Origin of the sequence: Micromonospora sp. KC606, assembly GCF_004348675.1 — a bacterium.
In the GTDB taxonomy this organism is placed as follows: domain Bacteria; phylum Actinomycetota; class Actinomycetes; order Mycobacteriales; family Micromonosporaceae; genus Micromonospora.
Genome location: NZ_SMKN01000188.1, coordinates 1 through 11066 on the forward strand (window position 1 = coordinate 1; position 11066 = coordinate 11066).

General features: G+C 74.3%; 9 protein-coding genes and 1 pseudogene. 5 read left to right on the plus strand and 5 right to left on the minus strand.

The features are described 5' to 3' along the window. The first annotated feature begins 241 nt into the window (after window positions 1–241). Together E1193_RS25160 and dtd are read left to right on the plus strand one after the other, a co-directional pair. Window positions 242–1726: a methyltransferase gene (locus E1193_RS25160; RefSeq protein WP_207922854.1), complete on the plus strand. Its 1485-nt coding sequence runs from the start codon at window positions 242–244 to the stop codon at window positions 1724–1726. Further along, window positions 1726–2148 carry a D-aminoacyl-tRNA deacylase gene (gene dtd, locus E1193_RS25165; RefSeq protein WP_132185662.1) on the plus strand — a complete coding sequence of 141 codons (423 nt, stop codon included), beginning with the start codon at window positions 1726–1728 and terminating at the stop codon, window positions 2146–2148. Before E1193_RS25160 ends, dtd begins: the two co-directional genes overlap by 1 nt. Before the next feature lie 111 nt (window positions 2149–2259). On the opposite strand, the gene E1193_RS25170 is transcribed toward dtd, so the two are convergent. Beyond that, on the minus strand, window positions 2260–3048 hold the full coding sequence (locus E1193_RS25170) for a sporulation protein (protein ID WP_132185663.1): 789 nt from the start codon (window positions 3046–3048) through the stop codon (window positions 2260–2262). 228 nt (window positions 3049–3276) lie between these two features. Between E1193_RS25170 and sigB the strand changes: the two are divergent. Together sigB and E1193_RS25180 are read left to right on the plus strand one after the other, a co-directional pair. Continuing rightward, a pseudogene (sigB, locus tag E1193_RS25175) lies at window positions 3277–4282 on the plus strand (RNA polymerase sigma factor SigB). Window positions 4283–4375: 93 nt separating this feature from the next. Beyond that, complete coding sequence (locus tag E1193_RS25180) at window positions 4376–4783, plus strand: VOC family protein (protein ID WP_132185664.1); 408 nt, start codon at window positions 4376–4378, stop codon at window positions 4781–4783. Window positions 4784–4806: 23 nt separating this feature from the next. On the opposite strand, the gene E1193_RS25185 is transcribed toward E1193_RS25180, so the two are convergent. The 3 genes from E1193_RS25185 to E1193_RS25195 are packed head-to-tail and all read right to left on the minus strand — an operon-like array spanning window position 4807 to window position 9526. After that, window positions 4807–7416, minus strand: a complete 2610-nt coding sequence (locus E1193_RS25185; protein ID WP_132185665.1) for a bifunctional GNAT family N-acetyltransferase/acetate--CoA ligase family protein — start codon at window positions 7414–7416, stop codon at window positions 4807–4809. 25 nt (window positions 7417–7441) lie between these two features. After that, the gene (locus E1193_RS25190) at window positions 7442–8623 is read right to left on the minus strand and encodes an acetoin utilization protein AcuC (RefSeq protein WP_132185666.1); all 1182 of its coding nucleotides are present in this window, start codon (window positions 8621–8623) and stop codon (window positions 7442–7444) included. Window positions 8624–8671: 48 nt separating this feature from the next. Further along, window positions 8672–9526, minus strand: a complete 855-nt coding sequence (locus E1193_RS25195) for a sulfurtransferase (RefSeq protein ID WP_132185667.1) — start codon at window positions 9524–9526, stop codon at window positions 8672–8674. Between the two features lie 167 nt (window positions 9527–9693). Here E1193_RS25195 and E1193_RS25200 point away from each other — a divergent pair, with 167 nt between their 5' ends. Beyond that, window positions 9694–10377, plus strand: a complete 684-nt coding sequence (locus E1193_RS25200; protein ID WP_132185668.1) for a metal-dependent transcriptional regulator — start codon at window positions 9694–9696, stop codon at window positions 10375–10377. A 31-nt stretch (window positions 10378–10408) separates the two neighbouring features. Here the strand turns inward: E1193_RS25200 and E1193_RS25205 are convergent, their stop codons facing one another. Continuing rightward, a complete protein-coding gene (locus tag E1193_RS25205; protein WP_132185669.1) occupies window positions 10409–10951 on the minus strand; it encodes a hypothetical protein in 543 nt (180 codons plus the stop codon). Window positions 10952–11066: the final 115 nt, after the last annotated feature.

The following is an 11066-nucleotide window of genomic DNA, read 5'->3' on the forward strand; positions in this document are numbered from 1 at the left end:
CCGTCACGGCGAACGCGCGGATCACGCGGCGCCGGGAAACGGGCACAGTCGACATCGTCTGAACTCCCTACCGGTGCGGCCGGCGGCTTCGTGACCGCGGCACGCCCATCGACGGATGTTGGAGGGAATGCTAGCCATTCATCGAGATGCATAAAAGAGATAACAGCAAATCTATCCAGGTGGCAATATGGATGTAACAGGTGCCGGCCGCTCCGCCCCCTCCACCAGGCAGGATGTCGATGTGGAACGACACGACATGCTGCTCTCCCCTGCCGGCGTCGAGGCGCTGCGTACCGCGCTGGACCGGGCCGGCTTCACCTCCAACGGCATCGCCGGCCGGCTCGGCCCGACGGCCACCGGCGGCATCGCCCGAAACGACTTCCGGGCCGCCCTGCGCGCGACCGCCGACCGCGACCCGCTCGCCACGTTGATCCGGGTGTTCATCTGCGACCAGACCGAGCCCGAGGCGGCGGTCGCCGCCGCGCTCACCCCGCTGTCGGTCGCCGACGCCCTCGCCGGCGGGATCGTCGAGCGGCACGGCGACGGCCTGCGCGCCGGAGTCGACCTGGAGCCGTACGGGGACGACTGGTGGGTGCTCGCCGACGTGCCGGCCAGCGCCCGCCCCGGCCGGCCGCTGCACGCCGAGCACGTGCTCGGCCTCGGCGGGGCCACCCAGACGCTGATCGGGGCGACCATGCGCCGGCCGGTGGAGACCGCGCTGGACCTGGGCACCGGCTCCGGAATCCAGGCGCTGCACCTGGCCACCCATGCCCGCCGGGTCACCGCCACCGACGTCTCCGAGCGGGCGCTGCGCTTCGCCGCCACCACCGCCGCCCTCAACAACCAGGACTGGGAGCTGCTGCGCGGCGATCTGGTCGCCCCGGTCGCCGGCCGCCGCTTCGACCTGGTGGTGAGCAACCCACCCTTCGTGGTGGGGCCGGGCACCACCACCCACGTCTACCGCGACTCCGGCCGGGTCGGCGACGCGATCGGCGCGGAGCTGGCCGCCGCCGCGCCCGACCTGCTCACCGAGGGCGGCACCATGCAGTACCTGGCGAACTGGGTGCACGTGGCCGGCGAGGACTGGGGCGAGCGGGTGGCCGGCTGGTTCACCGGGACGGGCCTGGACGCCTGGGTGATCCAGCGCGAGGTGGCCGACCCGATGGCGTACGTCAACCTGTGGCTCACGGATGTGGGCGAGGCCGCCGACCCGCAGCGGATGGCCACCTGGCTGGACTGGTTCGACGCGCACAAGGTGGAGGCGATCGGCTTCGGCATCGTGTCGCTGTGCCGGTCCGGGCACGCCGACCCGGTGGTCCGGGTGGAGGACCTGCGCCAGCGGGTGGAACCGCCGATGGGCGAGCGGATCGCCGCCTGGTTCGACCGTCAGGACTTCCTGCGGGTACGCGACACCGACGCGCTGCTCGCCCAGCGCTACCGGGCCGCCGAAGGGCTCCAGCTACGGCAGGAGGCCACCATGGGTGACGACGGCTGGGCGGTGGACCGGCAGGTGTTGGCCATGCCGCACGGGCTGCGCTGGACCGAGGAGGTCGACCCGCTGGTGCTGGCCCTGGTCAGCGGCTGCGACGGCCGGCTCGCGCTGCGCGACCAGCTCGCCCTGTTGGCAGCCGCGCACGACGTGCCGGCGGAGGAGCTGGCCGAGGCGGCCGGACCGATCGTGGCGCACCTGGTCGAGCGGGGCATCATCGCGCCGGTGGCGGCCTGATGCGCGCCCTGGTGCAGACGGTGGGCCGGGCGAGCGTGACCGTCGACGGCCAGGTGGTCGGGGAGATCGCCGACGGGCTGCTGGTGCTGCTCGGGGTGACCCACACGGACACCCCGCAGGTCGCGCGGCACATGGCCCGCAAGATCCGCGAGCTGCGCATCCTGGACGACGAGCGCAGCGCCGCCGACACCGGCGCCCCGGTCCTGCTGGTCAGTCAGTTCACCCTGTACGGCGACGCCCGCCGGGGCCGACGCCCGACCTGGACCGCCGCCGCCCCCGCGGAACTCGCCGAACCACTGGTCACCGCGGTCGTCGACGCTCTGCGCGCCGGCGGCACGAGGGTCGAGACCGGCCGCTTCCGCGCCCACATGCTGGTCGAGAGCGTCAACGTGGGCCCCCGCACCCTCCTCCTTGACCTCTAAATCCACCCGAACCTCCCCCCGCGACCGCTCCGTGATCATGGAGTTGGCGGCAGCCGACGAGATCCGCTCTGCCGCCAGCTTCATGATCACCCCACCTGCGCCCGGAGGGGCCTAGGAGAAGAGGCCACGGCGGGTGAGGGACTGGCGGAGCCAGGCGTCGAGTTGGGCGGGCCAGTCGACCGTGTCGAGGGTGGCGTGGTCGACGGTGAACCGGCCGAAGGCGTCCCGCCCCTCGGTGAGGAGGCCACCCCGCTTGTCGATCTCCAGCACCACCTCGGTCCGCGCCGGTCCGGTGACGAAGGTCAGCTCCAGCTGACTGATCGCGCCGACGTACCGGGGGGCCGGGACGAACTCGATCTCCTGGTAGAACGGCAGGCTCTGCCGTACGCCGTAGATGTGCCCGCGCTCGACGTCGGCCCGGGCGAACCGGAAGCCCAGCCGCAGCAGTGCCTCCAGCAGCCGTTCCTGGGCCGGCAGCGGGTGGACCGACACCGCGTCCAGGTCGCCGGAGTCCACCGCCCGCGCCACCTCCAGCTCGGTACGCAGCCCCATGGTCATCCCGGGCAGCCGCCGACCGTACAGGTCGGTCAGGGGCGTCTCCCACGGCACGTCGAGGCGGAACGGGATGTCGTACCGCTGCCCGGCCTCCAGCCGGAACGGCCCGCTGGCCTGGCTGCGGCCGAACTGCTGGTCGGTGCGGTACTCGGAGTCGGCGCTCTCCACCTCAACCCGGGTGACCAGGCCGAGCGCCACGTGGGAGATGTCGACGCCGTGGTCCCCGCCGGCCACCCGGATCCGCCCCTCCAACTGCCCGCCCGGACGACAGTGTGGATTGAGCAGCACGGTCTCGACCGAGGGGCCGCCCACTCCCATCGCCTGCATGAGCCGTTTGAAGACCATGGTGCCCTCCGATGCCTGACGTCGCCGGCCCGGTGACCGACCGCTGGCGGCACCGTAACCGCCACCGGCAACGAATGTGACGCAGCACACCAGACCGTATTGCTGTCGGGTCCCCGATCGCCTCACTCCCGTTTCACGCCCTGGTTGGAAAGCTGTTCACCACCGGCGCCACCAGGCCGGTACGCGGCACAGAAGCGGATACGGGGAGAGACAGAGATGGCCCTGCAGATGATCGAACACCAGACGCGCGCCGCCACCACCGACGCCGAGCAGCACGGCACGGAGCCCCTCACCGACCTCGACGCCACCGACGAGCGGGGCGTGTCCACCGACCTGGTCCGGGCGTACCTCAACGGCATCGGGCGGACGAAGCTGCTCACCGCGGCGCAGGAGGTCGAGCTGGCCAAGCGGATCGAGGCAGGGCTGTTCGCCGAGGAGAAACTGTCGACGTGCACCCCGGTCTCCGCCGAGCTGCGGGCCGACCTGCAGTTGATCGTGGCGCAGGGCCGCGCCGCCAAGGACCACCTGCTGGAGGCGAACCTGCGGCTGGTGGTGAGCATCGCCAAGCGCTACACCGGCCGCGGCATGGCCTTCCTGGACCTGATCCAGGAGGGCAACCTGGGGCTGATCCGCGCGGTCGAGAAGTTCGACTACGCCAAGGGCTACAAGTTTTCCCACCTACGCCACCTGGTGGATCCGCCAGGCGATCACCCGCGCCATGGCCGACCAGGCCCGCACCATCCGCATCCCGGTGCACATGGTGGAGCAGGTCAACCGGATGGTCCGGGTCCGCCGGGAGCTGTCGGTCACGCTGGGGCGGGAGCCCACGGTGGGCGAGGTGGCCCGAGCCCTGGAGATCCCCGAGTTCCAGGTCATCGAGCTGATCTCGTACGACCGGGAGCCGGTGAGCCTGGACCAGACCGTCGGCGAGGACGGCGAGAGCGCGCTCGGCGACTTCGTCGCGGCGGTGGACCCACGCCAGGAGCCGGGTGACGGCGCCACTCACGGCGAGCTGCGCAACGAGGTGCGGATCGTGTTGGCCACCCTCTCGCAGCGGGAGCAGGCGGTGATCCGGCTGCGGTTCGGCCTGGACGACGGCCGGCAGCGCACCCTGGACGAGGTGGGCAAGGAGTTCGGTCTGTCCCGGGAGCGGATCCGGCAGATCGAGAAGGTGACGCTGCTGAAGCTGCGCGCTCCGGAGCGGGCGCAGCGGCTGGAGGCGTACGCCTGCTGACCCCCGGCTCGCAACGAGAAGCCCCGGCGGTTCGCCGGGGCTTCTCCCGTGTCGGTCCCGGCGATGTCGTACCGGTCGGGCAGGGTCGAGCGTATGAACTGGACGTTGGAAGTGGTGGTGGTGCCGGTCAGCGACATCGACCGGGCCAAGGAGTTCTACGCCGACCGGCTCGGCTTCGCCGTCGACCACGACACCCGCATCGGTGACGACGTGCGGATCGTGCAGCTGACGCCCCCCGGCTCGGGCTGTTCCATCGTGGTCGGCGCCGGCGCGGTGCCGCAGATGCCGCCGGGGTCGCTGAAGGGCCTGCAACTGGTCGTGCCCGACCTGGAGAAGGCCCGGGCGGAGCTGGTCGAACGCGGTGTCGAGGTCAGCGAGATCCAGGTGCTCGGCGAGAACCCCCGCCCCGTGCCGCACCCGCTGGACAACGTCGGCTTCGTCTTCTTCACCGACCCCGACGGCAACGCCTGGGCCATCCAGCAGATCTCCGCGCGGGCCTGACCCGCGCCCGGCGGCGGGTGCGGTCAGGGTCGGCGCGGGCCAGGGTCCGGACGGGTGCCGGCCTGCGGCGGGTGCGGTCGGAGTCGGCGCGGGCCAGTGTCCGGACGGACGCCGGCCGCGCCGACGCGGACGGCGGCGTGCAGCACGGAGATGCCGTCCGGGCGGGCCAGCACCGGGTTGAGCGTCAGCGAGCGGACCCGGGGCTGCTCGTCGGCGAGCCGCCCGACGCGCAGCAGCAGGTCCGCCAGGGCGGCCCGGTCGACCGGGGCAGCCCCCCGGTGTCCGCGCAACAGCGGTGCCGCCCGGGGCTCGTCGACCAGCTCGAACGCGTCCCGGTCGGTCAGCGGCACCGCCCGCCAGGCCCGGTCGCCGAGCAGTTCCGTGGCGACCCCGCCGAGACCGAAACCGACCACCGGCCCGAACGCCGGATCCTCCACCAGCTCCACCACGCAGGCCACCCCGGGCGGGACCATCGGCTGGACCAGCACGTCCGTGCCGAAGGCCGGGGCCAGCTCGGCGTACGCGCGGCGCAGCGCGGCCTCCTCGGCGAGGTCGAGGCGGACCGCGCCGAGGTCGAGGCGGTGCCGCAGGCCCGGGTCGGCGGCCTTGAGCGCCACCGGCCACCCCAGCCGAGCGGCGGCGGCGACCGCATCGTCGGCCGTGGCGGCCGGGGCCGACTCGACCAGCTCGATGCCGTACGCGGCGAGCAGACCGGCCGCGTCGGAGGCGTTGGCACGCAGCGCCGCCTGCCCGGCCGCCGGGTCCACCCGGGCCACCTCGGGCGGCGTTCCCGGGTCGCGGCGCAACCAGGCGGCGTACCGGTTGACCCGCCCCAGGGCCCGCACCGCCTCCTCCACGCCGGGATAGGCGGGCACCCCGGCCGGCACCCGACCGGCGAGGAACGTCGCCACCGCCGGCTTGCCGGCGGCGAGCGCGGCCGGCAGCGCGGCGGTGAAGTCCGCCTCCTCGACGGTGAGCTGCCCGGGCAGGGGTGGGGCGAAGACGGCGACCAGGGCGTCGACGCCGTCGTCGGCGGCCGCCTCGGCCAGCGCGGCGGCGAACTCGGCCGCGCCGGCGTGCGGGCCCACGTCGCGCGGGTACCCGCCGACGACGGTGAGCCCCTGGGTGGCGCAGGCGGTCGCGGCGAGCCCGGTCAGCGCCGAGGAGTTGCCCACCACCGCGACCCGGGGCCCGGCGGGCAGCGGCTGGTGGGCCAGGAGGACGCCCACGTCGAGCAGTTCGGCGACGGTCTCCACCCGGATCACCCCGGACTGCGCGAACAGCGCGCTCACCGCCGCCTCGTCCAGCGCCGGCCCGTCGCCGAGACCGACCGGGCGTGCCAGCGACGCGAGCGCCACCACCGGCTTGTCCCGGCCGATGCGCCGGGCCAACCGGGCGAACTTGCGCGGGTTGCCGAAGGTCTCCAGGTACAACAGGATCACGTCGGTGCCCGGGTCGTCCTGCCAGTACTGCAGCAGGTCGTTGCCGGAGACGTCGGCCCGGTTGCCGGCCGAGACGAAACTGGACAGGCCGAGCCCTCGCCGCCGGGCCTCGGCCAGCAGCGCCACCCCGAACACGCCGGACTGGCTGAACAGGCCGACCCGGCCGGGCGCGGGCAGCACCGGGGCGAGGGTGGCGTTGAGGCGGACCTTCTCGGCGGTGTTGGCCACCCCCAGGCAGTTCGGGCCGATGACCCGCATGCCGGCGACGTGCGCGGCCCGGACCAGCGCCCGCTGCGCCGCCGCGCCCTCGGCGTCGGCCTCGGCGAAGCCGGCGGAGATGACCACCAGGCCGTGCGCCCCGGCGGCGGCCGCGTCGGTCACCACCCCGGCCGCCGCCTCGGCGGCCACCGCGACGACCGCCAGGTCGATCTGCGCCCCGGCGTCGGCCGCCGACGGGTACGCGGGCAGCCCCGCCACGGTGGCCGCGCTCGGGTGCACCGGAACGATCGCCCCGCGGTAGCCGCCGTCGCGCAGGTGACCGAGGACGGCCGCGCCGACGCCCTGCCCGGTGGCGCTGGCCCCGTAGACGGCGACGCCGCGCGGGGCGAGCAGCCGGGCGATGGAACGCGCCTCGGTGCGGTGCTCCCGGCCGCGCTGCACCTCCAGGGTCGCCTCGGTGGGCGCGATCGGGAAGGTCAGGTGCACCACGCCGTCGGCGTACTGGCGCTGGACCTGGTAGCCGAAGTCGGCGAAGACCCGCAACATCGCCGAGTTGGCGGGCAGCACCTCGGCGACGAAGTGCACGATGCCGGAGCGGCGGGCGGCATCGGCCAGGTGTTCCAGCAGCACCGAGCCGATCCCCCGGCCCTGCCAGGCGTCCTCGACCACGAACGCCACCTCGGCCTCGGGCGCCTGCGGGCCGAGCCGCTCGTACCGGCCGACGGCGACGATCCGGTCGACGGCGAGCACCACGAACGCCTCCCGGTCGCGGTGGTCGACGTTGACGAAACGGTGCAGGTCACGTTCCGGGATGCGCGGGTACGGCGAGAAGTAGCGCAGGTAACGGGTGCGCTCGGAGAACCGCGAGTGCATCGCCACGATCTCCGGCGCGTCCTGCGGGCGGATCTGCCGCAACTGGACGGTGGTCCCGTCGCTGAGCAGCACGTCCACCGGCTGGTCGACGGTGGTCACCGGTCGTTTCCTCCCCGGTCGCCGGTCAGTCGCGCGGATCGTGAGGGTCGAGCCCGAGCAGCGGGAACACCGCCTTGCGGGTGGCCGCGACGGCCCGGTCCACGGAGTTCGGCTCGCCGGTCGGCTGCCACGGCTGGAACGACGGGTCGACGTCGTCGGTCATCCGCAGCGGGATCCGGTGGCCGGGCCGCCGCCGCGCGGCCAGCTCCCGCCACGGTGGCGGGGTCAGCGTGGCCGGGTCGACCGGTGCGCCGGTAGCCACGGCCAGCAGGTGCGTCCAGGCCCGGGGCACCACCTCGACCAGCGCGTACCCGCCGCCGCCGGTGGCCACCCAGCGCCCGTCGCAGAGTTCGTCGGCGAGCGCCCGCAGCGCCAGGTAGGTGGCGCGCTGACCGTCAACGGACAGGTGCAGGTCGGCCAGGGGGTCGGCCCGGTGCCCGTCCGCGCCGCACTGGGTGACGAGGATCTGCGGCCGGAACGCCCGCAGCACCGACGGCACCACGGCGTGGAAGGCGCGCTGCCAGCCGGCGTCGTCGATGCCCGGGGGCAGCGGCACGTTCACCGAGGTGCCCTCGGCGCCGGGGCCGCCGGTCTCGTCGGGGAACCCGGTGCCGGGGAAGAGCGCCAGCGGCGTCTCGTGCACGCTCACCGTGAGCACCCGTGGATCGTGGTAGAAGATCTCCTGCACGCCGTCTCCGTGGTGCACGTCGACGTCCACGTACGCCACCCGTTGTGCGCCGAGGTCGAGCAGGCGGGCGATCGCCACGGCGGGGTCGTTGTAGACGCAGAACCCGGCGGCCCGGTCGGGCATGGCGTGGTGCAGCCCGCCGGCCACGTTGACCGCCCGGCGGGCCTCGCCCCGCCACACCGCCTCCGCGGCGACCACGGTGGCTCCGGCGACCAGCGCGCTGGACTCGTGCATCCGGTCGAAGATCGGGTTGTCGGCGGTGCCCAGCCCGTAGCCGGCGAAGAGCGGATCGTGCGGGGCGGCCCGCACCGCGTCCAGGTAGCCCGGCCGGTGCACCCGGGTGAGCAGCGCGTCGTCGGCCGACTCGGGCCTGACCAGCCGAACACCGGGCCGGTCGAGCACGCCCAGTTCGCGGGCCAGGGCCATGGTCAGCTCCACCCGGACCGGGTCGAGGGGGTGCTCGCCCAGGTCGTAGCCGAGCAGGGACTCGTCCCACACCACCAGCGTGTCGTCCGACATGGGGCCATCGTCGCACGCGCCCGGGCGGCCGCCCACGGCACGCGCGGCTCAGCGCGCCGGCGTCTCCCCGGTGGCCACCGGCCGGTCCGCGTCGGCGACCCAGTTGCTCCAGGAACCGACGTAGAGCGCCGCGTCCGGCCGCCCCGCCAGGTGCAGGGCGAGCACCGCCTGCGCGGCGGTCACCCCCGAACCGCAGTACGCCCCGACGGGCGCGTCGCCGCTCACCCCGGCCGCCGCGAACCGATGCCGCAGCGTCTCGGCCGACGGGAAGCGGCCCCCGGTGACGTACTCGGGGGCGGGCAGGTTCACCGCCCCCGGGACGTGCCCGGCGACCGGGTCGATCGGCTCGGTCTCGCCCCGGTAGCGGGGCGCGGCCCGCACGTCGAGCAGAACCCCCTCGGCGGCGGCGAGCCGGGCCGCGCCGGCCGCGTCCAGCACCGGAAGCGCACCGGGACGCACCATCACGTCGCCCGGGGTCTCGTCGGGCACCTCGGTGGAGGTGGGCAGGCCGGCGGCGACCCAGGCGGGCCAGCCGCCGTGCAGCAGGCGTACCGGGCGGTGGCCGGCCCAACGCAGGGTCCACCAGGCGCGGGCGGCGGCCATCCCTTCGCCGCCGTCGTACACGACGACGGGGTGACCGGCGCGGACGCCGGCGGCCCGCAGCGCCGCCTGGAGCGCGGCGGGGTCGGGCAGCGGGTGCCGGCCGGCGGCGCCGGGCGGGCCGCAGAGCGCGGTGTCCAGGTCGACGAAGACGGCTCCAGGCAGGTGGCCGAGGGCGTAGTCGTCCCGGCCCGGCGGGCCGGCCAGCCGCCACCGGACGTCGAGCAGGGTGGGCGGATCGGGCAGGGCCAGCTCGGCGGCGAGCCGGCCGGGCTCGACCAGCGGCTCCTCGGCTGCGGACATGGCGTCCAGTCAACACCATCACGGCGGCGACCTCGCGATTCGACGCCGAGGGTTGTCGGACCGCCGGGGTAGCATCGTGGACCGGAGGGCCGCTGACGTGAAGCACGATCTGGACACGACCGATTCCTCGGTCAACCCCACCATCACAGTAAGGAGGTCGTGACGCGGTGAAATCCCACGACCTGGTGGACACGACCGAGATGTACCTTCGCACCATCCTCGAGTTGGAGGAGGAGGGTGTGCCGCCGCTGCGCGCGCGGATCGCCGAGCGGCTGCGGCAGAGCGGTCCCACCGTCAGCCAGACCGTCGCCCGGATGGAGCGTGACGGCCTGCTCACCGTCGAGGGCGACCGGCACCTCACGCTGACCCCGCTGGGGCGCAACACCGCCGTGTCCGTGATGCGCAAGCACCGCCTCGCCGAGCTGCTGCTGGTCAATGTCATCGGGATGCCCTACGAGGAGGCCCACGAGGAGGCCTGCCGGTGGGAGCACGTGATGAGCGACGCGGTGGAGAAGCGGGTGTACGACCTGCTCAACCGGCCGACCCGCTCGCCGTACGGCAACCCGATCCCCGGTCTGGAGGCGCTCGGCTCGGTGCCGAGCACCGACCCCGTCGAGGCCGAGCGCAACCTGGCCTTCCCCGGTCTCTCCGGCCCGGTGGTGGTCCGGCGGATCTGCGAGAGCGTGCAGACCGACGCGGACGTGCTGCGCCAGCTGCACGCCGCCGGGGTCGACCCGGGCGCCACGGTCACCGTGGCGCAGGAACGCGACGGGGTGTTCATCGACCGCTCCGGCGAGCGGATTCGGCTGCCCCGCGAGGTCGCGTCCCGGGTCTTCGTCGCCGTGCACTGAGCACGTCGGGCCGCCGGGGAGCGGCCCGACGTCACAGCGAACGGGTGTCGATTCTCTTGGCCAGCTCGACCAGCTTGCCGGTCAGCTCCTCGACCTCAGCCTTCGCCGTTCCCTTCTCACAGGTCCAGTGCAGGGTGGCCAGCCGACCCTCGGCGGCCAGCCAGCCCACCTCGGCCACCGGGCCGTTCTTCGCCACCGTTCGGCGGTAGGCGACCTGCCCGAGCTTCGTCACCTTCGCCGCGCCCCTGGGCAGCACGTCAGCGTTGAACGTCGGCGCGTCGATCGACGTGTCCGTCACGGTCAGGGTCAGCTCCGGCAGGGTGGCTGCCCCGGCGCGGACCACGCACGTGTGGGTGTCGGCCCGGTCGCCGGCCGCCGCCACGTCGAACCGGACGCCGGTGTGCTCCTCGATGACCGCGAAGTCGAGCAGCCGGCAGGCGCCCCCGGAGGACGCGGCGGCCACCTCGATCGTCAGCGGCTCCACCGGAGGCACCGGTACCGCTGCCGGCGCGTCCGCGCACCCGGTGGCGGTCAGCAGGACGGCCGAGACGGCAAGGCAGAGCCGGATGCGCACGGGGAGACCTCCGCGATCGACGGCGGGAGGGGGCCCCGCCGGAACGTCCGACGGCCACCGTACGGGCAACCTCGCCGGCGCGGAAGCCCGCCCCCGGCCGCCCGCTCACCCGTCC

Bases quoted from the DNA above. Each gene is read 5' to 3' on its own strand.
- E1193_RS25195 (WP_132185667.1), bottom strand. From the start codon at position 9,526: ATGTCCGCAGCCGAGGAGCCGCTGGTCGAGCCCGGCCGGCTCGCCGCC.
- dtd (WP_132185662.1), top strand. From the start codon at position 1,726: ATGCGCGCCCTGGTGCAGACGGTGGGCCGGGCGAGCGTGACCGTCGAC.
- E1193_RS25180 (WP_132185664.1), top strand. From the start codon at position 4,376: ATGAACTGGACGTTGGAAGTGGTGGTGGTGCCGGTCAGCGACATCGAC.
- E1193_RS25170 (WP_132185663.1), bottom strand. From the start codon at position 3,048: ATGGTCTTCAAACGGCTCATGCAGGCGATGGGAGTGGGCGGCCCCTCG.
- E1193_RS25190 (WP_132185666.1), bottom strand. From the start codon at position 8,623: ATGTCGGACGACACGCTGGTGGTGTGGGACGAGTCCCTGCTCGGCTAC.